The following is a 23,370-nucleotide window of genomic DNA, read 5'->3' as shown; positions in this document are numbered from 1 at the left end:
AACACACTGCGGATGAAATTCTCCATCGCGCTTATAAGCGCGCGGGAGATTCCCGTCGGACAGAAGGGAATTTTGTGCTTTTTGTGGCCATCCCGGTTTGAATCCGGAACGCATCCGCACCGAGGGCAATCATGCACAGAAGAGAATGATTTTTCAAAACCAAGGCAGACGAACCAACCGCGAACAGGCGCGTTTCGAGCGCAGCAACAGTCCGCCATGAACGCGAATAAAACCAATGATTCCGCTGCCTTCATTCGCGTCTATTCGTGTTCATTCGCGGTTGGCTTGAGGGTTTGGGTTCTTTGGTTTTGGCGCAACCACTCCAGCGCGCCGGCTTCATCGGTGAAAGCGCCGTCCAGCTGGGCTTCGTAAGCGGCATCGAGGACGGCCTTGAAATCGGGTCCGGGTTTGTGGCCCGTTGCGATGAGGTGCCGGCCGAGCAGAAGCGGGCGGGGGGCCGAGTCGATGATGGCGAGCTCCCTGGCGCGCGTGCGCAGTCGCTTGATCAGGTCGAGCGATTCCGGCGTGTGGCGCGGGGGCCGACCCTGGCTGTCCCCGGTCATGACCAGGCAAAGATCCTCGATGGTGGCCGGAGCAAGCCGGCGGGCGAGACGACGGATCAGGGAATCGGAATACGAGGCTTCGCCGCCTGCCTCCGCCCCGCCGCCGTGGTGATGGACGAGATGGTTGGCCACCAGCGGCGTGATAAACGGCGCATGGTCGTGGGGAGCGCCGATGCGCGCCAGAAATGCTTCCGTCACCGGCACGCCGGCCGCTTCGTGGCCGGGGCTCGTCCAGCGCTCCACCCCCTTGCGCAGGGCCCGGACGGTGGTGGCGGGCTTGCCGAAATCATGGGCGAGCATGGCCAGCATGAGCAGACGACGGCGAACCGGAAGAGACGATTGCCATTCGGGCAGCGATGCCAGGGCGTCGCAACAGTGACCGGTGTGGGTCAGCACATCGCCTTCCGGGTGCCAGCCGGGGTCTTGCGGACAGCCACGCAGCGCGGCGACTTCCGGGAAGTGGACGAGCCAGCCCGATTCCTCGAGCACGGCGAGGCCGCGCGCGGGTTTTTGCGATTTCTCCGCCCACTTCTGCCATTCTCCCCAGATGCGCTCCGTGGCGAGTTCGGAATAACTTCCGGCAATGGAGCGGCAGAGCGCGGCGGTTTCAGGGGCCAGCGTGAGATCGAAGCGGCCGGCAAACTGGAATGCGCGCAACACGCGCAGCGGATCTTCGGCAAAGGCCGCGCTCGTGTGGCGGAGCACGCGGGCGGCCAGATCGCGGGCGCCGTCATGGGGGTCGATCAGCGCTTCGGCGGCATCGGCAAACGGATCCCACGCGATGGCGTTGAGGGTGAAATCGCGGCGGGCGGCGGCTTCGGCGTCGGACAGGCCCGGTTCCGGTTCGACGTGGAAACCCCGGTGGCCGGCTCCGGTTTTGGACTCCCGCCTCGGCAGGCTGAAATCGTACTCCTCCTTGCCGAGCCGGAGTTTGATCACGCCGAAGCTGCGTCCCACCACATCGGTGGCGCCAAACGGTGCGAGCACGCGGTGAAGCGTGGAAAAATCGATGCCGAAAACCTCGATGTCGATATCCTTGGCGGGGAGCCCGAGGAGGGCATCGCGCACGCAACCGCCCACCAGCCGGGGCCTTGCCCCCGGCACGCGACGCAGGGCCTGCAACACCGCGAGCAAGGGCGGCGGGAGGTCGATGGAGAGAGGCTGGCGGAGGGAGATCGTCACACGTCCGGTTACCCTGCATATTTCATGCGTTTTTCCGAGCGTTGGATTTAGCCACGGATTGCATGGCTTTATACCAAAGCCTCAAGGGAACTTCTGAAAATTGAACAGAAGCGAATTTTCCGAACCTCCCTCGAGGCTTCCGGATTTTTACACGAAGGCTGCAAAGAGCGCGAAGGATTGGTTTTCAGGAACTTCGCGTTCTTTGCGATCTTTGTGTAAAGCCAGAAGACCTCGGAGGAAGCCGCTTTGTGCTCCCCCGGCGCGCGCCGCCGGTCAGTCTTCCTGTTTTTTCCCGGTGCGGGCTTCGAAGGTGGCTTTGTCAACGAGGGAGACGTGGCCCTCCACCACGCCGTTGTCCAGGGGATTATCGACGCGGGCGGCGAGGTCGCGGAAGAGGCGGCGAAGGTCGATGATGCCGCCAACAAGAAACCAGACCGTGGAGACGATGCCGATGATGATCATCACCCAGATGTTGGTGATGTAAAAATACTCGCTCCACCAACTCTTTGGCCAAGGCGAGATGAGGTTCCAGATCAGGACGGCGAGGAAGCACAGGCCGAATTTATAGATAATGGCATATCCGACCACGGACCAGGCGATGACTTTGTCGCCACGTGTGTATTCGGGTGTGATGCCGGCCAGTTTGCCGAGGAAGTTGCGGAACGTCCACGCTTCCTTGAGCTTTTTCTCGCCTTCGACGGCGTAGATGCCGCGGTGGAGGAGGCGGTCGAGATTGTAGCCGCCCTTTTTGTGGGTGAGCAGCGAGCCGCCGACGTAGCCCAGAATGCCCGCGAGCATGGCCAGGAAATACATCTCGTAGGAGTTGATCGGGAACTTGGTGCCGTCGCCAAGGTGCCAGACAATGAGCGGGTTGAGGGGCGCGGAAACGGTTTCGAGGAAGCTGTTGACAGGGGCGTCCCAGCCGTTGCGGACGAGCCACGGGTAGATGGTTTCCGCCCAGTTGTATTGTCCGAAGAGGCCGGCGATGGAGAGGCCGGAACCGAATATCAGCGAGCAGAACGCGCCGGTGACCGTGCCGAAGCGGCTATACAATCCGAAAATCATGATCGGGCCTGCGCCGCCGAGCCACACCGAGCACATGATCGTGATGAACATGTTGATGTAGTCGATGTTCACGAAGAACAGGCAGCACAGCATATAGAAAATGGCGACGCCAACGGTGCCGAGGCGCAGGACGAGGAGGTGTTGTCTGGGGGCGAGCGGGCGTTTGACGAGGGGCAAAACGATGTCCTGAATGATGGTGCTGGAGGCGTTGAAAAGGCGTCCGTCGTCAGTCGTGAGCATCAGCACGATCATCATGAAACAGAACAGTCCGACGAGGCCGATGGGGACGATTTCGCGGAAGGCGACGGGGAGCATCAACTGGTTGAAGAGCGTGCGGTATTTTTGGAAAACGTATTTACCGGCGGCTTTCTCGCTCTCGGCGGCGTCGTCGGGCGCGAGGACGCTCTTGGCGGTCTCGAAATAAATGGTGTCGAGGTTGTACTTTTGCGAGAGCGGCTCGTCCTTGCCGATTTCGTGGCGCTGGACGGGGAGGGCGGCGATTTTGGCGTTGAGCGTGGCGCGGGTGGCGGGGTCTTCGACGAGTTCGGCGGCGATTTTTTCCGAGAGGTGCTGGCGGACTTTGTGCGCGGAATCGGCAAACTTGGCGTGCGTCATGAACGAGATGATCATGACGGCGATGAGCAGGCACATGAGCTGGGAAAAGCCGTTGCGCCATTGGCCGAGCAGTCCGGCCATTTTTTGCTCCTGCGGGGTGCGTCCGCAAATGGAGGTGTCGTTGCCGATCCAGCTCGCCCGGTTGAGGACCGAGGCGATGAGGTGCGTGACCAGCATGAAGATGTTAAAGTCGCGCAGCTTGTGCATGTCGAAGGGGCTGATAAAGCTCTCGCCCTCCACGCGGTCGATCATCACCGGGCCGATGACGTCGTGCCAGTTGAACTTGAAGAAGATGTAGCCGGCGATGATGACGAAGATGGGGTAACAGATGATGGACTGGAAGGCGTCGGTGACGAGGAGCGCGATGCGTCCGCCCGGCCACAGGATGCAAAGGCACGTTGCCAGCACAATCGCGCAGAGGATCGCGAAGGTGGGCATGTTGACCCCCATGATCATGATTTTGTGGGGCAGGCCGATGTAGTAGATGAAGAAGTTGGCCGCGATTGCCGGGCCGATGGCGTTGGTCAACATCTCGGAGGTGGTCCTGATGACGGCGGCGGTGACGCGCAAGGGGCGGTTGTAACGCATCTCGATAAATTGCCCGAACGAGAGAGAGCGGGTTTCCCGGAAGCGGTAGGTGCAGTAGCCGGTGAGGCCCATGACGATGCCGACGGGGATCACCATGTAGTCCCAGAAGGAGATGGCGTAGCCGACCTGGTATTTTTGCTCGCAGAGGGCGACGAGGGTGATGACGCCGAGGCCGGCGGTGAGGTCGCCGACGGCGATCACGTAGCGTCCGGCCACGCGCCCGGCGGCAAGGTAGTCGGCGACGCCGCGCACGTATTTGCGGCAGTGAATGGCCATCCAGAGGATGGGAATCATGGGGACGATTGTGATGAGCCAGTCGATCCAGTGCATGGGAGGTTGAGGGTTCTCCTGGTGAGGAGGGGAATGTTGGTTGAGCGGAGGGAGGCGCGGAGACGCCGAAGGCCGAAAGAAGAGAAAATCCGGACGCATCGCGAGGCGGCAATTTTGCCGCAGGGGAAGATTTTCTGAAAACAGTAGCCGCGGGCATCGCATGGGCAGAGGCCGGAGGGCAGAGTGTCTGAGCGGATGTTACGCATCTGCGCCCCTGCGAAAACGGGTCGGCCTAACATCTCCGTAAGAAAGCAGGGTTGATTGGTTTTATTCGCGTTCATTCGCGGTTGGCCCGTCTGCCCGGGTCCGTGGGTTTTCCCGTTTCTGATGAACCGCATCTGCCATGATCTTTTTCGATCCGACAACATCCCCTGAGAACGCCCATGAGGGGTGGGGCCTGCCGCCGACAGACCCGGAGGTGGTGGCGACGCTGGTGGAGCTGGCGGGGGAAGCGCCGGAACTGTGCAACGAGGAGATCAGGGAGCGGGTGGAGCGGGAGCACGGGATGAAGCTGGCGGAGTGGCTGCGCCACTACAACGAGGAGACGCCGCTGGAAGGGTACCGGAACGCGGGGCTGACGCCGCGGGCGTTCTGGCAGGGGGCGGCGGGGACGCTGAAGGCCGGGCGCAGAACATTTAGAGCATATTAAATAAAACTGTAACCGCATGCGGCGAACCAGCCAAGTGCGTCTTGGGGAGTGACGGAGCGTAACGCGGAGGCGACAGCCTTGAGGAGGTCGGGGTGATTACGCGCCTGAGCCTTGCGAAGGAGGGCCTTCACCTTGCTCCACATCATCTCGATGGGGTTGAGGTCGGGGGAGTAGGCGGGAAGGAAGCGGACCTGGGCGCCGACCTGTTCGATCAGGGCGAGGGTGTGTTCGTTTTTATGGGAGCCGAGGTTGTCCATGACGACGATGTCGCCTGGACGCAGCGAGGGGACCAGCACCTCGCGCACGTAGGCCTGGAAGACCTCGGTGTTGGTTGCTCCCTTGATGGTCATGCACGCGGTGGTGCCGTCCAGCCGCACCGAGGAAATCATCGTGGTGGTGTTCCAGTGGCCGTGCGGGGCGTGGCAGACCAGCCGTTTTCCTTTGGGCGAGCGGCCCCGCAAACGCGTCATGTTCGTCTTGGCCGCCGACTCGTCGATAAAGACAAGCCGGGCCGGATCGAACGCGCCCTGGCCGCGTTTCCATCCGCGACGCGCCTTGGCAATATCCGGGCGGTTTTGCTCGGCCGCATGGAGCGTCTTTTTTTATATGTCAGTCCCAGCTTCGCGAGCACCTGATGGATCGCCGGAATCGTGCAGACCAGATCGAGGCGCTCCTTGATCTCGGCCAAGGTCAGGTCCGGATGCCTCGCCACCAACGCCTTCAGCTCCTGGCCGCGTTCAGGCAACAACCGCGCCTTCCTTCCGGAAAACCGGTGCCTGGCTTCGATCTGCCCTGTCCTGCGCCTTTGCATCAACAGCTTCTTGACCATCCCCAACGACACCCGGAAACGCTTCGCTACCTCCTCCTGCGTCCACTCTCCCTCATCGTAGGTCTCCACTATCCGGCGCCTCAAATCCAAAGAAATGCTTTTCATCCCGAAAAATTGAACCATCTATTCCAAAATAGATACAGTTTTATTTAAAATGCTCTAACGCTCAACATTTAACATTTAGATAGTTTAAAATAAAACTGTAGCCGTTTCTTAACCACAGATTTCACGGATGATTTTGGATTCCACGGATGGTCAAGAAATAATCAAGATACCATATACCAATGTATTATCTGTGTAATCCGATTTTTATCCGTGATATCCGTGGTTCTGTTTTCAGGATCCTGTACGGCTACAATTTTTTAAAAAATGCTATAGTGGAAAACCGGATACGGGATCGTTTGTTGAGTGTTTGGTAAAGGTTGCAGGTTAAAATGGCCTGCCGGTGCAGAGGGGGCGTGGCGCGGGCGTCCCGCCCGCGCCACTCGTTCTCATTCTCGTTCTCTTACTCTTACTCCGGATCGGGATCTTTCTCGTACTCTTGCTCTTTCTCGTACTCGTGCTGCGGAACGCCGTGCGTGCACCTTGCGAGTGCCGTGCGAGTGCCGGAGCAGGAGAACGATCGATCCGGGGATCGATCCGGAGTACGAGCAGGAGAAAGAGAAGGAGTACGAATCCGGACCGGAGAAAGAGAACGAGAAAGAGTACGAGAACGATTCCGGCGTGGCACGGCCATCCTGGCCGTGGACGGCGCGGAGCGCCGCCGGTGTGTTTCCGGACGTCGCGGAGAGGCAACGCTCACGGGCAAGATGCCCGTGCCACTTTTCCTGCCAATCCCGGCGGCTTCGCCGTCAGCGGGCGAGACGCCCGCGCCACTTCAGTACTTGCGTTCGCAGCTATCCTTTTTTCTTCACGGCACGGACCGGCCACTGGGTGACCGTGATGCCTTTGGCGCTGCGTCCGCCGACTTTCATTTCGCCGAGGTCAAATTCGAATTCCTTCACCCGTGCCGAACACCGGCCGCTGAGGATGATTTCAACCTTGGCGGGCATTTTTTCCTCGGTGTCGGCCACATCGAAAAAGACGACCTTCGATCCCTCGCTCGCCGTCAGCAGATAGAGTTTTTCCCGGGTCACCCCGCCGACCTGGAACCGCTTGGCGAAGGCCTTGCCGCTGGCCTTGTCCTGATAGACGAGCGTGTAGAATTTCCTGTCACCGTCTTTCGGCAGGATCGCGACATGGATGATGTCGCGCCCCATGAAGACCTTGTCCGCCACCTTGGCGACTTTCATGGTGCCATCGGCCATGAAACAGATCACATCATCGAGCGGCGTGCATTCGGTGATGAACTCGTGCTGGCGCCAGTTGAGACCGATGAAACCTTCGTCGCGGTTGACGTAGAGGCGCTGGTTGGCCGCCACGACCTGCGCGGCGCTGATCTGCTCGATCTCGTCGTAGGTCGTGCGGCGCTTTTGTCCCTTGCCGTACTTTTCCTGGAGGCGCTCGAACCACGCAATGGCGTAGTCGGTGAGGTGCGCGAGGTCGTGCCTGGTCTGCTTGATCTCGGCCTCGATTTTTTTGATGGCTTCGTCGGCCTTGAAACGGTTCCAGGCCGAGATGCGCTTGATGCGGATTTCGGTGAGGCGGGTGATGTCGTCCGCGGTGACCTCGCGGCGGAGGTGCTTGATGTGCGGTTTGAGGCCGGTGCGAATCTCCTCGAGAACGCTTTCCCAGGTGTCGGATTTTTCGATGCGGCGGTAGATGCGTTCCTCGATGAAAATGCGTTCGAGCGAATCCTGGTGCCACTGCTCCTCGAGTTCGCCGAGCCGGATTTCGAGTTCCTGTTTCAGGAGCTGGACGGTGCGGTCGGTGGAGCATCGGAGGATTTCGGATACGCCGAGGAACACGGGGCGGTCCTGCATGCCGTCGCCGTTGCCGGTGTCGGAGGTCTCGATGACGCAGGCCGCAGGAGAAATGGAAACCTGGCAATCGGTGAAAACGTAGAGCTGGTTGAGCACTTGGTCGGCGTCGGCGCCTTGCGGGAGGTGGACGAGAATCTCGACCTTGTCGGAGGTGTTGTCGTCAACATGACGGATCTTGATCTTGCCCTTGGCGTTGGCGGAGACGATCGATTCGATCAGCTTCACCGTGGTGACGCGGTAGGGGAGCTCGGTGATGGCGAGCAGGTATTTTGTCCGCTGTTCGATCTTGGCGCGGATTTTTACTTTTCCGCCGCGGTCGCCGTCGTTGTATTCGGAAAAATCGGCGATGCCGCCGGTCGCGAAATCAGGGACAATGCGGAATTTTTTCCCCTGGAGGTGATTGATCGAGGCGCGGCAGAGGTCGTTGAAGTTGTGAGGGAGGATCGTCGTCGAAAGACCCACGGCGATGCCATCCGTGCCCTCGAGCAGGGCAACGGGGAATTTTGCCGGAAGGGTGAGGGGCTCCTTCGCGCGGCCGTCGTAGCTGAGTTGCCAGGCGGTGGTCTTGGGGTTGAAGAGGACATCACGGGCGAAAGGCGTGAGGCGGGCTTCGATGTAACGCGGTGCGGCCGGGTCGTCGCCGGTGAGGGCGTTGCCGAAGTTGCCCTGCGGCTCAATCAGCCAGCCGCGCTGGGCGATGGCCACGAGCGCGGCACCGATGGAGGCGTCGCCGTGCGGATGGTAGGCCATCGTGGCGCCGACGATGTTGGCGACCTTGTGGAAGCGGCCGTCATCCTTTTCCCAGAGCGTATGGAGGATGCGGCGCTGGACGGGCTTGAGGCCGTCGTGGATGTGCGGGACGGCGCGGTCGAGGATGACGTAGCTGGCGTATTCGAGAAACCAGTTTTTGTAGGCGTGGGCGAGGGGGGCCTTGTCGTTGTTCTTGGGCTCTTCGGGCACGACCTGCGCGGCGGGAGCGTCCGCGGTTCCGGAGGCGGGGGGGAGGGCGCTGTCGTCATCGCCACCCGGCGACGTTCCGGATGCGGTGCCGGATGAGGAGGCGGCGAGCGTGCGGTCGGCCGGCTTCGGATCGCCGTTGAAGGACAGTTCGGGTTGCTTCTGGTCGTCGTCGGGAGGTGTGCGTTTCGGCATTAAAGGGAGCGTGTTTGAAAGAGGTTGGTGGACCGGGATGCCGGTTTTTTGTTCAAAGGGGCGAAATAGCGCAGGCTAGCGGGCGACGCCGAGATATTTTTCGTATTTCACGGCATCTTCGGGCGTGTCCACACCGATCCCGGGATCATCGGTGACATCGCAGGCGATGTCGTAACCGTTCTCCAGAACACGGAGTTGTTCGAGCCTTTCGACGATTTCGTAGCGGCCTTGCGGCAGGCTGGCGAAGCGGTCGAGAAGATCGGCCTTGTAGGCGTAGAGGCCGAGGTGGCGGTAGCAGGGGTGGGCGCGGACCCAGTCGTCGGTGACTTGGCCGGCGTGATCGCGGGCGTAGGGGATGGGCAGCCGGGAAAAGTAGAGGGCGCGGTGGCTGCCGGGGGCGAAGACGACCTTCACCTGGTTGGGGTTGGCGAAGTCGGCGGCGGTGCGGAAGGGCGTGGCGAGCGTGGCCATGGCCACGCCGGGGGAGGCAACCAGTTCGGCGAGGCGGCGGATCTGGGCGCCGGTGACCAGGGGTTCGTCGGCCTGGACGTTGATGATGTGCGCGGCGCGGACGGTGCGGTTGGCCTCGGCGATGCGGTCGGTGCCGGACTGGTGGCAGGTGCCGGTCATGATGACGGAGAAACCGGCGGCCTCCAGCGGGGCGGCGAGGAGGGCGTCATCCACGGCGAACCAGAGCGGGAATCCGGGGGCTTCTTTCCGGATGCGCGCGGCCACGTGGAGGACGAGCGGCCGGCCGCCGACGGGATGGAGCAGCTTTCGGGGAAAGCGGGTCGATTCGAGGCGACAGGGGACAATGATGGCAGTGCTCATGGACAATTGCAGGTGACGGATGTCGACGGAGATGAAAGGGAAGGAGCGTGGCGATCAGGTTTTTGGGTTGCAAGCCACCCGCGCGCCGCGAACCTTCACCGTTCTGACACATGGATAACGCAGATACCGCCGCCGCCGGCCAGCAACTGACCCGAGAGCTTGTTGTTCAAAACAAGATGGGAATTCACGCCCGTCCGGCAGCCATGATTGTGCGCATCACCAACAAGTTCAAAGCCGATGTCCTCGTCGAAAAAGACGAGGAGCAGGTCAACGGCAAGTCGATCATGGGCCTGATGATGCTGGCCGCGGGCAAGGGTTCCAAAGTGAAATTCCTCGCGACCGGCGGCGATGCCAAGGCGATGCTCGACGAACTGGAGCAGTTGTTCACGCGCAAGTTCGACGAAGCCTGAGGAGGCGCCGGGGCGCGTCCGTTTTTTTTGGCGCACCGGTTTCAGTTTCCGCTTGCCTCGTCCGGTCCGGCCCGGTTTTTTCCGGGCTCTGTTTTAACCGAGGACTTCCCATGATGAACCACACGCCCACCATCGACCTCTCCCTGCGTGCGGGCCGTGTGCTCCCCGGATAAGGCCAACCGGCAAATCATTCCGACCGGTTTTACGGACGATCCCCGATCCCGATCCCTGATCCACAGCCCGCCCGCCGCCCGAAACCGCGCGGGTTTTTTTGTGCCCGCTCCCGTTTCGGCCGTCTCCGGGGCCTGGCTGTCGCCGGGGTTTGCGGTCCGGTTTTTCATCCGACTCTGTCTCTCCGATTTTTCACTCATCCGTTTTTCCAACATGTTTTCCCTTTTCCGCGTTATCTGGCGCCTCATGCACGGGCAGCGGGTGCTCTATCTGCTCGCGCTGGTTTGCCTCCTGTTCGCCATCGGCCTCAACTATCTCGTGCCGCTTGTCGGCACCGTGACGCTCGACCACGCTATCTCCGGCAAGCCTGCGCACGAGGCCAACGGCCTGCTCGCCGTCATGCTCGGGGCGCTCGGCGGCGCCGAAAATCTCCGCGCGCACCTCTGGATCGCCGTTGTGGCGATGGTCGCGATCACGGCGACCAGCGGGGTGTTTTCCTACGCCAAGGGCTGGCTCGCCTCGCTCGCCAGCGACGGCATCGCCCGCAATCTCAAGAACGAGCTCTACGACCACCTCAACCACCTGCCCGCCCGCCATCACGATCGCTCCGACACGGGCGACCTCGTGCAACGCTGTACGAGCGACGTGGAAACCACGCGGCAATTTCTCGCCGTGCAGGTCATGGAAATCGGCAACTCGCTCATCCTCGCCGCCTCCGTGCTGCCGCTCATGCTCATGCTCCATGTGCCGATGACGCTGGTGTCGTTCGCGCTGGTGGTGCCGCTGGTGGTTTACAGCTACGTTTATTTCGTCCGCGTGCGCCATGTGTTCAAGGCGGTGGACGAGGCCGAGGGCGCGCTCACGGGCGTGGTGCAGGAAAACCTCACCGGCATCCGCGTGGTGCGGGCCTTCGCCCGCCAGGAGTATGAACGCCGGCGTTTCGCCGGCCCCAACGCCGCCTACCGCGACACGAGCCTGCGCATGCTCCGGCTGATGGCATGGTACTGGTCGCTGAGCGATCTGGTGTCGCTCGTGCAGACGGGGCTCACGCTGCTCGTCGGCGCCTGGTGGCTGGCAAAGGGCGAGATCACGGTCGGCACGCTGTTCGCGTTCATCACGTACCTCGGCATCATGCTCTGGCCTGTCCGGCAGATGGGGCGCATCCTGACGGATCTCGGGAAAACGACCGTCGCGCTCGGCCGCATCCGCGAGATTCTGGACACGCCGCGCGAGGGAGAGCCGGAGGCCGGCCTCGTCCCGGCCGGACACGCTTCGCCGAACGGCGCCGCCGACGCCCGGCCGGGCGCCATTTCCATTCGCGACCTGGGTTTCACGCACCAGGGCATGTCGCGCCCCGCGCTCGACGGCATCTCGCTCGATGTCGCGCCCGGCGAGACGCTCGCGATCATCGGCCCCTCCGGGGCGGGCAAGAGCACGCTCATGCACCTGCTGCTCCGGCTCTACGACTACGACGAGGCGAGCGGCGGCAGCGGCAGCATCCGGATCGACGGACGCGAATTGCGCACCCTCCCGCGCAAGGACGTGCGCGCCCGCACCGGCGTCGTCATGCAGGAGCCGTTTCTTTATGCGAAGACCCTGCGCGACAATCTCCGCCTCGGCCGCGGCGACGCGTCCGAGAGCGAGGTCGAGGAGGCCGCCCGCGCCGCGTGTATCCACGAATCCATCACCAGTTTCGAGAAAGGCTACGACACGCTCATCGGCGAGCGCGGCATCACGCTCTCGGGCGGGCAGCGCCAGCGCATGGCGATCGCCCGCGCGATCCTGAAACGCCCGCCGCTGCTCATCCTCGACGACGCGCTCAGCGCCGTGGACGGCGAGACGGAGGCGCTCATCATCGAGGCCCTCCGCCAGCGCCACGGCCGCTCCACGACACTCGTCATCGCGCACCGCCTCTCGACGCTCGCCCACGCCGACCGCGTCATCGTGCTCGACCATGGCCGCATCATCCAGAGCGGCACCCACGCCGACCTCGCCGGCCGCGACGGTCTCTATCGCCGCCTCTGGCAAATCCAGAACGACATCGAGCAGGAATTCATCGGAGAAGCGGCGTCCCCGTCGCCGTCGCTCCGCCCGTCCGCATCGCTTCCGGCCCAACCCCCGACACTGAACTCTGAACTCCGAACCCTCCGGGGTTCGGTTTTTTCCCGCCATGCCTGACCACTCTCACCAGGAAGACGAATTCAAGGCCCGCCTCGATGCCGGCCTCTGGATGAAGCTCTTTCGCCGCGCGCTCGGAATGCCGCGTTATCTCGTGCCGCTCGGCATCACCGCCATCCTCATTGCCGTGCTCGAAACCACGCTCGGCCACATGACCCGCTGGATCATCGACGGCGTGGCGCGCGACGGGGTGAATGCGCCCTTCGCCCTCTACATCGGCGCGTTTCTCGGCATCGTCCTGCTCTTCAGCGCCGGCATCTGGGTGTTCATCGAGATGGCCGGCAACCTCTCCAACCGGCTCGCGCACGACATCCGGCGCGACGGTTTCGACCGGTTGCAGGAGCTGGAGTTCGCGTTTTATGACACGCGCCCCGTCGGCTGGCTGATCTCGCGGCTGACGAGCGACTGCGACCGCCTGTCGCGCATCATCGCCTGGGGCACGCTCGACATCGTGTGGGGCTTTTTCTTCGTGCTCATGATCGCCGGCAGCCTGCTCTGGATGAACTGGCGGCTCGCCCTGATCGTCCTTGCCGTGCTTCCGCCGCTCGCGCTGGTGTCGCTGTTTTTCCAGCGCAAGATGCTCCTCTCCGCGCGCGAGATCCGGAAGTACAATTCGCAGATCACCGCCAGCTACAACGAGTCGATCCAGGGCGTGCGCACGACAAAAACCCTCGTGCGCGAAAAGGAAAATCTCGCCGAGTTCGAGGATCTTTCCGCGCGCATGTTCGAGGCCTCGGTGCGCAACGCCCGGCAGAGTTCGCTCTATTTTCCGGTCGTGATGACGCTCGGCTCGCTCGCCGGCGGACTCGCACTCTGGCGCGGCGGCTGGCTCGTGCTCAACGACGCGCTCACCCTCGGCACGCTGGTCGCGTTCATCCAGTTTGCCGGACAGTTTTTCCATCCGATCAACCAGATGGCGCGCATCCTCACCGAAATGCAGGCCGCCCAGGCGGCCGGCGAACGCGTCATGGGGCTGCTCGCCACGGAGCCGAAGATCAGGGACAGCGAGGCCGTCACGGAAAAACTGAAAGCGGAAAAGCTGAAAACTGAAAGGGAGAGAACACCGGGCGCGGCGGAAGACGGTCTGCCCGACCGCATCGAAAGCGTGGAGTTTCGCCACGTCACTTTCCGCTACGAAAACGGGCCGGTTGTCCTGGACGACTTCAACCTCGCGGTGCGCGCGGGCGAGACGATCGCGCTCGTCGGTCCGTCGGGCGGGGGCAAGAGCACCATCGTGTCGCTCGTGTGTCGTTTCTACGAACCGGTTTCTGGCACGGTGCTGGTCAACGGCACGGATTACCGCGAGCGCTCCCTGCACTGGTTCCAGTCGCAGCTCGGCATCGTGTTGCAGGCTCCGCATCTCTTCAAGGGAAGCGTCCGTGAAAACATCCGTTACGGCCGGCTCGAGGCGACCGATGCCGAAATCGAGGCGGCGGCGCGGATGGTCAACGCGCACGACTTCATCATGCAGTTGGAAAACGGATACGACACCGAGGTCGGCGAGGGCGGGAACCGGCTTTCGACCGGACAAAAACAGCTCGTGTCGTTTGCCCGCGCGCTGCTGGCCGATCCGCAGATTTTCGTGATGGACGAGGCCACGTCGTCGATCGACACGGAAACGGAGCAACTCATCCAGCGCGGCCTGGAGACGGTTTTCCGGGGCCGGATTAGCTTCGTGATCGCGCACCGCCTGAGCACGATCCGCAACGCCGACCGCATCCTCGTGATCGGCAAGGGCCGCATCGAGGAATGCGGCACGCACGAGGAACTGCTCGCGAAGCGCGGGCATTACCACGAGCTCTATACCAGCCAGTTCCGCCGCGAACGGCTGGAGGAGGCGTTGCGGGCGTAGCCTGAAGGAGCGGCGGCGGGAATGCCGGCCTGCCCGGTCAGGCTTCCAGCACGCTTCGCCACAGGGTTTCTTCACCCGGCACGCCGTGTCGCCGCAACCGGCCGGCGATCTCGTCAACGGACGGCTCGGCAACAGCGTGCTTCGGGTCCGCCGGCCATTCGGGACGGAGGTGGCGAACGAGCGCCCAGCAGGCCCAGGCGCGCCAGCGGCGCTGATCCTTGCGCGGTTCGTTCATGCGGTCGGCGTAGTGCTGGAAATGGACGCGCGGGTTGCCGATAAACACCTCGGGAGGCGTGTGCGTGAGAAACCACGCCATCGCGGCGTAGGGCAGGGGCCACGCGCGCAGCACCGGCTCGTCGCCGGCAAGATCCGCGCCGAAGGCGCGGTCGAGGCAGAGCACGGCGCGGGCGGCCAGGCTGCGTTGCCAGAGCGAATGCGCGTAGGTGAGGGCCGTCAGGTAAAACCCGCCGTCGCGCGCGCCGCCGTGGGCGTTCATGGCGCGCCAGTCCATGCCGGAGACCGGCGGCGGCAGATGCGGGCAAGGCGGCAGGGAAGATATGACCATGCAGGGAAGTGATGCGCCTGCCCTCGTCCGTCAACCTGTCGAAACGACGAAAAATTGCCGTTGACGCGCTCGCGGCCAGATGCCTGGTTAACCGCTTTCACTTTTACCGACCGTCGTTTCCAACATGCCCATCGAAATCAAAATCCGCAAAAACGAGCCAGTTGACCGGGCCATCCGCCGCCTGAAAAAGAAGCTCGAACGCGAGAACGTCATCAAGGATGTCCGTGCCAAGCGCTACTTTGAAAAGCCTTGCGAGCGCCGCCGTCGCAAGGAAAAGGTCCAGGCCTTTACCCAGATGCTCCGCCGCCGTTACGCTGAATAAGCGGGTGGACTTCCATTCATGAAATTTGCGAAACGCTCCCTTCCGGGGAGCGTTTTTTTGTGTTTTCATGACTTGAAATAGCCCGGTCCGCCTGGTTGCGTTGCCACTTTGAAAAACCCGCTGCCGGATCCCTGCCACAGTCATCGAAAAGGAGAAGATTGCAAAAAGAATGCATCCTCCTTCCGGTGTCTTCATCTGTCCGCTTTTTAATTTTGTGAAACCGACTCTCGCTCTCTCTACCTGCTGGAACTCCTTTCGCCACAACGATGGTTACGGGATGCTCAAGGAGATAGCCGATCTGGGTTTCAGCCATGCCGAACTCAGCCACGGCATCCGGTTGCTGCTGGTGCCGGGTATCCTGCGGGCGCTCGAGCAAGGGGTGATCAAGGTCAGCTCCACCCACAATTTCTGTCCGCTCCCCACGAGTGTGAGCCAGGCGGCGCCCAACCTGTTCGAGCCCTCGTCGCGGGACCGTCGCGAGCTGGACCAGTGGTTGCGGTACACGCTGCGCTCGATCGATTTTGCGGCGCAGGTCGGGGCCTCCGTGATGGTGGCGCACCTGGGCAGCGTGCGGTTTTTCTGGATGTCGCCGGCACGCCGGCTGAAGGCATTCCTGCGCTCCTCCCCCGAGACGGAGGTGGCGACGAGCGAGCGTTACCAGGCATTGCTGAAAAAATCCTGCGCAAAACTGCGCGCCAGAATGGTGCCGTTCTGGAACCAGGTCATCAAAAGCCTGAACGAGGTGCGGGCCTACGCGCTCGAAAAAAACATCCGGATCGGTTGCGAGAACCGCGAGCGGTTCGAGGAACTGCCGCTGGACGACGATTTCGACACGTTGTTCGGGACGCTCGCGACGCCGTCGCCCTGCGGGTACTGGCACGATACCGGGCATGCGGAGATCAAGCGCAGCCTGGGTCTGCTCGATCACAAAAAACACCTGGAGCAGAACGCCGGTCGCACGCTCGGCTTCCATCTGCACGACGTGGACAGCAATGGCCGCGATCATCAGCCGGTGGGCGCGGGAAGGATCGATTTCGACATGATCAGCGGGTTCTGGCAACCGGAGCACCGGCTGACGCTGGAGCTGAGTCCGCGCGTGTCGCCCGGCGATATCCGGACTTCGCGCGAACGCGTGCTCGGCCTGATCGGGAAGCGGTTCGGGTGAGGCGGGTGGCACGGGCTTCCAGCCCGTGGACGGCGCTCCGCGCCGCAAACCGTTCCCCCCTCCCCGGCAATCATGGGCAAGGATGCCCATGCCACATCAAACCCACGGGCAAGGATGCCCGTGCCACGCCGCCTTCCGCGTAACATCAGTTGACAGTTACCCGAGGAGTTCGGTGACCCAGCGCCGGTGCGGGCCGGAGAGCGTGATGCTGTCGAGCGTTGCGAGCGGTACCCAGACAAGCCCGGGCGGGCAGGTGGCGGGCGAGAGGACCGGCGCGGGCGGGGCGGCGAGGGCGCGGATCGTCTCGGTGATCGCGTAGCGGGTGATGCCGCGTTTTTTCTTCGCGAGAATCTGCGGGGCGACCGTGGCGAGGGTGTCCGGCGCGAGGTCGAGGTGTTCGGCGGAGGGGAGTTCGTGCAGGCCGGCGAACCGGCGTGAGCCGGCGGCGGCGCGGTGGAGCAGGAGTTTCTGGTCGTGCACGCACCAGAGGCGATCGACGCTGAGGGCCGTGATGGTTTTGGCGGCGAGCCGCGGATAGCTTTCCGGAGCGCCTTCGCGCCGGGCGGCGCAGAAGGTGAGGACCGGGCACACGGTGCAGAGCGGATTCTGCCGGTGGCAGACGGTGGCACCCAGCTCCATCATGGCCTGGTTGTGGTCGCCCGGGTTGCGCGGATTGAGCAAGGCGTCGGCGAGCGGGGCAAAGGCTTTGGAGGCGGTGGCGCTGTCGCGAAATTCCGTGGCGTCGGCGGTGAGGCGGGCGAGGATACGGACGACATTGCCGTCGACCACCGCCGCCTGTTCGCCGAAGGCAATGCTGGTGATGGCAGCGGACGTGTAGGGGCCGATGCCCGGCAGGGCGAGCCATGCGTCTCGCGTCCGCGGAGGCGCGGGCAGCGGGGCGAGAGCCCGGGCGAGTTTGTGGAGATTGCGCGCGCGGGTGTAGTAGCCGAGGCCTTCCCAGTTCCTGAGCACGCGGTCCTCGGGCGCGGCGGCGAGGGCGGAAAAGTCGGGGAACGTCTCCAGCCAGCGGGCGAAGTAGGGGAGCACGGTCTTGACCTGGGTCTGTTGCAGCATGAATTCGCTGACAACAGTCTTGTAGAGCGAGGGTTCTTCGCGCCAGGGCAAGGTGCGCCGGTGGACGCGATACCAGGAGAGCAGGGCATCCTGGAAACCGGTCCGGGTGGCGATGAGGGCTGCGGCGTTCAAGGTGAGGTCAGGACAGAGGACACATTGATTTTACTGATGTTGCGCACTCCGCAGGTAGGGGCGTCGCTTGCGACGCCCGCGCCAGCCGGGCGACGTGGCGATGCCCCAAGGTATTCGCGGGCTTCGCAAGCAAAGCCCCTACGGTCGATCCGCGTAACATCGGTGATTTTATTCGCGTCCATTCGCGTTCATTCGCGGTTAACAGGATCGGGCGCACCGGCTTCTTCCGACTGTGGAGAATCGTGCTCAAAAACACGATTTCCCGGCATGGCCCGGATGTGAGGTCAGAGCGTTTCGAGTTCAAAAACGAGTTCGTTGCGCACGGGGACCGGCAGGGGGACGAAACCGGCGGCGGTCCACATCTTTTCGGCTTCCTCGCTCAGGAGTTCGCGGAGGACGGGCCGGAGTCTTGCCGCGTCTTCTTTCCGGAAAACGAACTGGACGGGCAGGCGGAAGGGATAGGTGCCGGACTGGAGATTTTCAGGCGTGGGCGCATAGGCGGTGTCTTCCCGGCTGCGGGAGACGAGGAGCACCTTGATATTCGGTGTCGTCGGCGGGGTCAGGGGAAGGATGGCGATGCCGCTTTCGTCGCCGGCAAGGCGGGCGAGGGCGGCGGCGGCGGTGTCGACGACCGTGACGGTGGACTTGAGCGCGTGTTCGCCGCCGGCAGACGCGGTGGCGAGAGCGAGTTCGCTGGTGAGGCTGGCGCGCTGGCTGATGGCGATGGGGCGGATGGTGCGCTGTGCCTGGACGCCGGGGACGCCGAGATCGGCCCAGCGGCGGATGTTGGTCGTTTCGCTCTGGTTGTAGATGCCGGCGAGCTGGTTGAAGGTGATCTGGTTGAGGGAAGTGCCGGATTCGCTGACCGCGATGACAGCAGTCTGCCAGGCGGCGGGGCGAGCGATGAACCGGTCATCGAGCTTGGGGCTGAGCGGGCCGATGATGGCGATGGCGAGATCCGCCTGATTGTTCCGGAGAGCGAGCAGGGCGGTGGTGCTGCCCTTGAAGTCGAGTTCGAGCTTGAGGTCGTTGCGTTGGGCAAAGGAGGTGAGTTCGCGCGTCATTTCCGCGGCCAGCATGTCGGAGCCGGCGATGCGGATCGGGCCCGGGCTCTGGCCGGGGAGCGCAGCGGGAAGAGCAAGGGCGGCGGCGGCGAGGCAGGAGAAAAGGGATCGCAAGAGCATTTAGGGTGCGAGCGAATCGCATGCAGGCTCGCAGGCAAACGGAAAGACGACATCACCTGCAAGGGTGGTCCGGGAAGAGGAGCCGATGCATGGCGGGCAGGGCCGGAAAGTGCAAAAAGGCTCCCCGGAAAGGGGAGTCGGGGAGGAAGTTTGTTTTTTGTCAGAAAAAACCTTGCCAGGGTCGGGCGGCGTTACCTAACTCTCGCGGCTCGTCAGTTTGAAACGCAGCCGTAGCTCAATTGGATAGAGCATCTGACTACGGATCAGAAGGTTTGGGGTTCGACTCCCTACGGCTGCGCCAGCTTTTAAAACCCGTTTCCATCACCGGAAACGGGTTTTTTTACGGGCTGAAGTTACGCACTCCGGAGGCAGGGGCGTCGCTCGCCGACGCCCGCGCCAGCCGGACGGGGCGTCAAATTGTATTCGCGGGCGTCGGCGAGCGACGCCCCTACGGTCGATCCGCGTAACATGCGTTACGGGGTTTCCGGACCGCTGCCGGCCTGGTTTTCTTCGGCTTCGGCGCGGGCGAGGAGGGCGAGGGCTGCGCCGGCGGCGGCTTCCTCGGCATGTTTTTTCGAGGTGCCGCGACCGGTGGCGAGGAAACGCTCGCAGAGGTAAACGCGCGACTCGTATTCACGGGCGTGGTCCTGGCCGGAAATGTGAAACGTCTCGTAGCGCAAGGCGTTGTTGCCGTACTCGGGCTGCACGCGTTCCTGGAGCCGGCCTTTGGGGTTGTCGGCTCCGGCATTGCTGGAAAGACGCGCCTCCAGCGGGCCGTAGATCGCGTGGAGCACACGGCGAGCCGGTTCAAGGCCCGCATCGAGCCAGAGGGCGCCGAAGAGCGCTTCGAAGGCGTCTTCGAGCGTGGAATCGCGCTGGCGCCCGCCTGTCTGTTCCTCGCTGGAGCCGAGACGCAGGGCGGCGTCGAGACCGGTTTCGCGGGCGAGTTGCGCCAGAAAGGAACCCCGCGAAAGGACGGCGCGGTGTTTGCTGAGCGGGCCTTCGCGTTCGGCGGGGAAGAGGTGGAAGAGTTTTTCGGTGAGGAGGAGCTGGAGAACGGCGTCGCCGAGGAGTTCGAGGCGCTGGTTGTTTTCGGGCGTTTCCGGGTGTTCCTGCAACCAGGAGGGATGCGTGAGGGCGGTGAGCAACAGGACGGGGTCGCGGAAGGTGTGGCCGAGCCGGGCCTGCAGATCCGCAAGAACCGCCCCGGCGTCGGCGGGCATGGCTGGCGGGACGGCGGGAGTGTTGCCGCCGGGGGCGGGGGAGGTTGCGCGGGGCGGAGGGTTCATGAGCTGGCGCTGGCATAGCGGCGCAGGCCGCGGTTGAAGACGAGGACGGCGACCGAAAGCCAGAAGCCCGCCGCCGCCGCCAGCCAAAGGGCATGGGCGGGTTCGATGCCGTGGAGCAGCGTCCGGGCGGGCACATTGGTCACGATCACGACGGGTAGGGTGTAAACGAGAACGATCGAGGCGATGCCGCGCAGGGCTTCGCGCGGGAGGCGCGAATATTCGTTGAGCGCGAAGTACCCGCCCTCGATGCCGCGCGCGCTTTGCAGCCAGAACACCAGCGAGATGTTGATCAGCAGCGTGGCGTAGTGGACGGCAAGCCCGCACAGGACCAGAAAACCGTAGGCGAGGACGCGTCCGGCGGTGAGTTCGAGGTCGAGCCGGTGGGCGGCGTAAATGACGACCGCGAGCGCGAGCGGGAGATTGATCAGGCCGTCGAGGTCGAGCTTGCGCGTGGAGACCATGAAGAGCGGGTTCCCGGGCTGGGCGAGGAAGAAGTCGAAATGTCCGGTGCGGACGTTGCGGCCCATTTCGAAGAGATTGCTCCAGAAAAACGCCATCAGCAGGCGTTGCACGACCATCGACGTGCCGACGAGCAGCGTCATCTCCCAGGCGCCCCAGCCGGCGATCGATTCGGTGTGGCGGTAGATGACGCCGACCAGCAGGAGGTTGACCGCCATCCAGAACGTTTCGACGAGCGACCACATGAGGAAGTCGCCGCGAAACATCATTGCCCGGACAACCGAGTAGCGAATGCTGGCGAGCCAGATGCGAAAGTATCTCATGGGAAAATACAGGGCTGAAAGAATGAGGCGGCAGAGGGGGCGGGTTTACGGTTCAACGGCGACGCGGCCGACAACGAGCCGCACAGGATCGGGCCGATGTGTCGAAGGGATGAAATCGGATTCGATAACATAACCGGTTTTGGCGGCATTGGCAGCAACGCCGCCCGTCCCGGCGTTTTCCGCGCCATCCGGCGTTTTTTCCGGGATGATGCGGAAGGTTTTTTGTGTGACAGGATCGGATACACCGGAGGGGAGTTTTCCGGCGACGGCGGCGTCAAGGGCGGCGGCGAGCTGGGCTTCGCGGATTTTCCCGGCAGCGGCAAAGCGCTGGAGCATCGTCATGTGCATCGTCAGGGTTTTTGCCTGTTCGCTGAGCCGGTTGTGGAGGGCGGTCGTGTCGTCGAAGTCAAAGGCGTCGAAGCGGGCGGCGAGCGCATCGTAATAGTCCGTGATCTCCTGATAGACGGATACCCATTGCGCGAGGGTTTCGGGCAAGGGAGCGGGCTCGGAGCCGGAGAGCATTTCCACCATTTTCCGCAGGGGATCGTCTTCGGAAAGGGTGACGCGGATGGTGTCGAGATCGACGAGCTTGCGGCTCTCCAGTTGCAGTTGCACCAGGCGCCCCTCGTAGGAGAGGAGTGCCTGCTGTTTTTTTATATCGACATTTACAAGGCGGACGCCGTGGAGGGTCTGGCCGGTCTTGAGCCAGAAGCTGCCGTCCGCGGTTTCGAGGCTGATGGATACGTTGTCGCCTTCCCCGAGCAGGCCGGCCATGCGGAGGGTTTTGGCGGAGCGGTCGCTGTCCTCCGCCGGTGTGAGCGCGGCAAGGCCAACGATCCTGTCGAGGAACGCTTCGGCATAGCGCTTTTCGTTCGGAAAACAGGCGGACCATCTGCCGCCTTCGGGCAGGTTTTCCATGCGTCGTTGAAGTTCGGATACGGCTTGCGCGGGCAGTTCCGGGAGGCGGCTGGCCAGCCATCGGGTGGCGACGCCGTCTAGCGCGGCTTGGGTGATGCTGGTAATCAGGGTGTTGGTCTCGCTGACGTGACGCGAGAGGGCGAACACATCGGCGGCAAGCGTAACTGCGGTTTGCGGATCATTCGCCACCAGCGAGTCCGCTTGCGCGAGAGCGATATATGCGAAGGCGCGCGCATCTCCGACGTGTTCGAAAACGATGTTTTCGGGGTTTTGATTCATGTTGACGCCCCAGTCCACGGACCGGGCTTCGCCGCCGTTGCGGAGGGCTTGCCCGATGGTCTGGAGAACAGCGGAGGTGGTGGGGTCGGCGGCGAGTTGCGCGAATGAGGGGGGAGGGGGGGAGGGGGGAAAGAGGCCGCGTCCTTGTCGGGACGGTTGCGGAGGGTCGGGGGATACTTGTTTCTCGCTGGTTTGTTGCAGGCGGCTGCGTTGTTCCGCGGGGAGGGCATTCCAGGCGGCGATGGCGGCGGCGTAGGGATTGTCATCGGGGACAGGATTGGCAACTGGCCCAGGAGCGGACGCATCGTCGTCGGCAGCAGCGGCATTTTCGGGAGCGGAGAAAAACAGCGTCGCAAAAATCGCAACGGACAGAAAGCAACGACAGTGGCGGCGTGAGGCAGAAAAGGTCATGGGAAAAGGCAGCGACGGCGGGGGTGTGCGGTGTTGTTCAGACGGCTGGTTTCATCCTCCTACGGCGGTATGCCGCCGCAGGCCGCGGGTCCAGAGGAAGTGAGCCATCGCGAGGAGGGCTGCAACCCAGAAGGCCTGCACGCAGAGCCCGCGCACGGCAAGCGCAGGGTCGGAGATGCGGCCGGTGAGAAGAGCGGCGGGGAAATACATCTGGTAATAGTACGGGAGCCACGAGGAAATTTCGAGAAACCAGCGCGGCATCAGGTCGAGCGGGAACACTTGGCCGCCGAGGATCGTTTCCACCGCCAGCGAGAGGATGACGAACGACTGGATTTCCAGAAACCAGAAGGTCAGCAGTCCGAAAATGTAGGCGATGGTAAACTGGATCAGTGCGGACATGACGAGCGCAGGCGCGGCCGCCAGGTACATCCAGCCGGCGTCGGCGGGGGAGGGGAACGAGAGATGCCCGGAGAGCCAGGGCAGGAAGAGCGCCAGCGGCACGAGTGCGAGCAGGCCGGAGACGGCGCGCGCCGCGCTGTAGAGCGTGAGCCGGTAACCGAAATAGTTTACCGGCTTGGTGAGAAACTGGTTGATGAGCCCGTTGCGGATCTCTTCCGAAACCTCGTAATCCTCGTTCATCGCGCTGATGAAAAACTGGAGCACGAGAACGACCACGAAGTAGGTGAGCGTTTGCCGGAGATCGAAGCCGCCGAGTTCGGTTTTGCCCGCGTAGGCCGCGCCCCACAGGATGAACACGTAGGCGAGGTGGATGAACGAAAGCGTGGCCCGGATGGCGAAGTTCCACCGGTAAACGAGGTTGCCCTGGATTCCGACGAGGAACACATGGCGGTATTTGGCGAGAAGAGCGGTCACGGAAAAGGGAAACGTTGAGGAACCCGAAGGTTGAAGTAA

The 23,370-nt window shown here is 63.0% G+C and carries 19 protein-coding genes and 1 tRNA gene; 7 read left to right on the top strand and 13 right to left on the bottom strand.

Going from position 1 to position 23,370, the window contains the following annotated elements; translation table 11 throughout:
• Positions 1-260 precede the first annotated feature (260 nt).
• Entirely contained in the window at positions 261-1,745 is a 1,485-nt protein-coding gene (locus OPIT5_28830) for a polynucleotide adenylyltransferase (protein ID AHF93602.1), read from the bottom strand.
• A gap of 273 nt (positions 1,746-2,018) precedes the next feature.
• Positions 2,019-4,343 carry a sodium:panthothenate symporter gene (locus OPIT5_28825; protein AHF93601.1) on the bottom strand — a complete coding sequence of 775 codons (2,325 nt, stop codon included), beginning with the start codon at positions 4,341-4,343 and terminating at the stop codon, positions 2,019-2,021.
• A 343-nt stretch (positions 4,344-4,686) separates the two neighbouring features.
• Between OPIT5_28825 and OPIT5_28820 the strand changes: the two genes are divergently transcribed.
• Entirely contained in the window at positions 4,687-4,992 is a 306-nt protein-coding gene (locus tag OPIT5_28820) for a hypothetical protein (GenBank protein AHF94867.1), read from the top strand.
• Here the strand turns inward: OPIT5_28820 and OPIT5_28815 are convergent.
• The 4 genes from OPIT5_28815 to OPIT5_28800 all read right to left on the bottom strand — a co-directional run bounded on the left by OPIT5_28815 (position 4,989) and on the right by OPIT5_28800 (position 9,726).
• Positions 4,989-5,462 carry a transposase gene (locus OPIT5_28815; GenBank protein ID AHF93600.1) on the bottom strand — a complete coding sequence of 158 codons (474 nt, stop codon included), beginning with the start codon at positions 5,460-5,462 and terminating at the stop codon, positions 4,989-4,991. The two genes, OPIT5_28820 and OPIT5_28815, sit on opposite strands and share 4 nt — an antisense overlap.
• Positions 5,459-5,926 carry a transcriptional regulator gene (locus OPIT5_28810; protein AHF93599.1) on the bottom strand — a complete coding sequence of 156 codons (468 nt, stop codon included), beginning with the start codon at positions 5,924-5,926 and terminating at the stop codon, positions 5,459-5,461. Before OPIT5_28810 ends, OPIT5_28815 begins: the two co-directional genes overlap by 4 nt.
• A gap of 791 nt (positions 5,927-6,717) precedes the next feature.
• Positions 6,718-8,895 (bottom strand): DNA topoisomerase, encoded by a 2,178-nt coding sequence (locus OPIT5_28805; protein AHF93598.1) that lies wholly within the window; start codon positions 8,893-8,895, stop codon positions 6,718-6,720.
• A gap of 75 nt (positions 8,896-8,970) precedes the next feature.
• The gene (locus OPIT5_28800) at positions 8,971-9,726 is read right to left on the bottom strand and encodes a 3-deoxy-manno-octulosonate cytidylyltransferase (protein ID AHF93597.1); all 756 of its coding nucleotides are present in this window, start codon (positions 9,724-9,726) and stop codon (positions 8,971-8,973) included.
• A 110-nt stretch (positions 9,727-9,836) separates the two neighbouring features.
• Here OPIT5_28800 and OPIT5_28795 point away from each other — a divergent pair, with 110 nt between their 5' ends.
• The 3 genes from OPIT5_28795 (at position 9,837) to OPIT5_28785 (ending at position 14,337) form a co-directional block, all read left to right on the top strand.
• On the top strand, positions 9,837-10,136 hold the full coding sequence (locus OPIT5_28795) for a phosphocarrier protein HPr (protein ID AHF93596.1): 300 nt from the start codon (positions 9,837-9,839) through the stop codon (positions 10,134-10,136).
• A gap of 384 nt (positions 10,137-10,520) precedes the next feature.
• A complete protein-coding gene (locus OPIT5_28790; GenBank protein ID AHF93595.1) occupies positions 10,521-12,485 on the top strand; it encodes an ABC transporter in 1,965 nt (654 codons plus the stop codon).
• Entirely contained in the window at positions 12,478-14,337 is a 1,860-nt protein-coding gene (locus tag OPIT5_28785; GenBank protein AHF93594.1) for an ABC transporter ATP-binding protein, read from the top strand. The genes OPIT5_28790 and OPIT5_28785 overlap by 8 nt, the downstream gene beginning before the upstream one ends.
• 37 nt (positions 14,338-14,374) lie before the next feature.
• Here OPIT5_28785 and OPIT5_28780 read toward each other — a convergent pair whose 3' ends face one another.
• On the bottom strand, positions 14,375-14,848 hold the full coding sequence (locus OPIT5_28780; protein AHF93593.1) for a hypothetical protein: 474 nt from the start codon (positions 14,846-14,848) through the stop codon (positions 14,375-14,377).
• Positions 14,849-15,026: 178 nt separating this feature from the next.
• Between OPIT5_28780 and OPIT5_28775 the strand changes: the two genes are divergently transcribed.
• Entirely contained in the window at positions 15,027-15,224 is a 198-nt protein-coding gene (locus tag OPIT5_28775) for a 30S ribosomal protein S21 (GenBank protein AHF93592.1), read from the top strand.
• Positions 15,225-15,501: 277 nt separating this feature from the next.
• Complete coding sequence (locus tag OPIT5_28770; GenBank protein ID AHF93591.1) at positions 15,502-16,389, top strand: xylose isomerase; 888 nt, start codon at positions 15,502-15,504, stop codon at positions 16,387-16,389.
• Positions 16,390-16,545: 156 nt separating this feature from the next.
• Here the strand turns inward: OPIT5_28770 and OPIT5_28765 are convergent, their stop codons facing one another.
• Together OPIT5_28765 and OPIT5_28760 are read right to left on the bottom strand one after the other, a co-directional pair.
• A complete protein-coding gene (locus tag OPIT5_28765; GenBank protein ID AHF93590.1) occupies positions 16,546-17,595 on the bottom strand; it encodes an iron-sulfur cluster assembly protein HesB in 1,050 nt (349 codons plus the stop codon).
• Between the two features lie 284 nt (positions 17,596-17,879).
• Complete coding sequence (locus OPIT5_28760) at positions 17,880-18,779, bottom strand: phosphate ABC transporter substrate-binding protein (protein ID AHF93589.1); 900 nt, start codon at positions 18,777-18,779, stop codon at positions 17,880-17,882.
• Positions 18,780-19,003: 224 nt separating this feature from the next.
• On the opposite strand from OPIT5_28760, the gene OPIT5_28755 reads away from it, so the two are divergent.
• Positions 19,004-19,080 (top strand) — tRNA-Arg (locus OPIT5_28755).
• A gap of 172 nt (positions 19,081-19,252) precedes the next feature.
• On the opposite strand, the gene OPIT5_28750 is transcribed toward OPIT5_28755, so the two are convergent.
• The 4 genes from OPIT5_28750 to OPIT5_28735 form a co-directional block, all read right to left on the bottom strand.
• On the bottom strand, positions 19,253-20,002 hold the full coding sequence (locus OPIT5_28750) for a ribonuclease III (GenBank protein ID AHF93588.1): 750 nt from the start codon (positions 20,000-20,002) through the stop codon (positions 19,253-19,255).
• A gap of 62 nt (positions 20,003-20,064) precedes the next feature.
• Positions 20,065-20,850, bottom strand: coding sequence for a hypothetical protein (locus OPIT5_28745; GenBank protein AHF93587.1), 786 nt, complete (start codon positions 20,848-20,850; stop codon positions 20,065-20,067).
• Positions 20,851-20,895: 45 nt separating this feature from the next.
• Positions 20,896-22,458 (bottom strand): hypothetical protein, encoded by a 1,563-nt coding sequence (locus OPIT5_28740; GenBank protein ID AHF93586.1) that lies wholly within the window; start codon positions 22,456-22,458, stop codon positions 20,896-20,898.
• A gap of 51 nt (positions 22,459-22,509) precedes the next feature.
• Complete coding sequence (locus tag OPIT5_28735; protein AHF93585.1) at positions 22,510-23,331, bottom strand: hypothetical protein; 822 nt, start codon at positions 23,329-23,331, stop codon at positions 22,510-22,512.
• Between the last annotated feature and the right edge of the window lie 39 nt (positions 23,332-23,370).

The sequence above is a fragment of the Opitutaceae bacterium TAV5 genome (assembly GCA_000242935.3).
Classification (GTDB): Bacteria; Verrucomicrobiota; Verrucomicrobiia; order Opitutales; family Opitutaceae; genus Geminisphaera.
Note: the sequence above shows the minus strand (reverse complement) of the source record. Positions and strands in the feature narration are given on the sequence as shown.

What these genes read in the sequence shown, in the direction of transcription:
- OPIT5_28745 (AHF93587.1), bottom strand. Translation starts at nt 20,850, where the DNA reads ATGAGATACTTTCGCATCTGGCTCGCCAGCATTCGCTACTCGGTTGTC.
- OPIT5_28795 (AHF93596.1), top strand. Translation starts at nt 9,837, where the DNA reads ATGGATAACGCAGATACCGCCGCCGCCGGCCAGCAACTGACCCGAGAG.
- OPIT5_28760 (AHF93589.1), bottom strand. Translation starts at nt 18,779, where the DNA reads ATGCTCTTGCGATCCCTTTTCTCCTGCCTCGCCGCCGCCGCCCTTGCT.
- OPIT5_28740 (AHF93586.1), bottom strand. Translation starts at nt 22,458, where the DNA reads ATGACCTTTTCTGCCTCACGCCGCCACTGTCGTTGCTTTCTGTCCGTT.
- OPIT5_28790 (AHF93595.1), top strand. Translation starts at nt 10,521, where the DNA reads ATGTTTTCCCTTTTCCGCGTTATCTGGCGCCTCATGCACGGGCAGCGG.
- OPIT5_28780 (AHF93593.1), bottom strand. Translation starts at nt 14,848, where the DNA reads ATGGACTGGCGCGCCATGAACGCCCACGGCGGCGCGCGCGACGGCGGG.
- OPIT5_28770 (AHF93591.1), top strand. Translation starts at nt 15,502, where the DNA reads ATGCTCAAGGAGATAGCCGATCTGGGTTTCAGCCATGCCGAACTCAGC.
- OPIT5_28785 (AHF93594.1), top strand. Translation starts at nt 12,478, where the DNA reads ATGCCTGACCACTCTCACCAGGAAGACGAATTCAAGGCCCGCCTCGAT.
- OPIT5_28820 (AHF94867.1), top strand. Translation starts at nt 4,687, where the DNA reads ATGATCTTTTTCGATCCGACAACATCCCCTGAGAACGCCCATGAGGGG.
- OPIT5_28800 (AHF93597.1), bottom strand. Translation starts at nt 9,726, where the DNA reads ATGAGCACTGCCATCATTGTCCCCTGTCGCCTCGAATCGACCCGCTTT.
- OPIT5_28805 (AHF93598.1), bottom strand. Translation starts at nt 8,895, where the DNA reads ATGCCGAAACGCACACCTCCCGACGACGACCAGAAGCAACCCGAACTG.
- OPIT5_28810 (AHF93599.1), bottom strand. Translation starts at nt 5,926, where the DNA reads ATGAAAAGCATTTCTTTGGATTTGAGGCGCCGGATAGTGGAGACCTAC.
- OPIT5_28825 (AHF93601.1), bottom strand. Translation starts at nt 4,343, where the DNA reads ATGCACTGGATCGACTGGCTCATCACAATCGTCCCCATGATTCCCATC.
- OPIT5_28750 (AHF93588.1), bottom strand. Translation starts at nt 20,002, where the DNA reads ATGCCCGCCGACGCCGGGGCGGTTCTTGCGGATCTGCAGGCCCGGCTC.
- OPIT5_28775 (AHF93592.1), top strand. Translation starts at nt 15,027, where the DNA reads ATGCCCATCGAAATCAAAATCCGCAAAAACGAGCCAGTTGACCGGGCC.
- OPIT5_28815 (AHF93600.1), bottom strand. Translation starts at nt 5,462, where the DNA reads ATGACGCGTTTGCGGGGCCGCTCGCCCAAAGGAAAACGGCTGGTCTGC.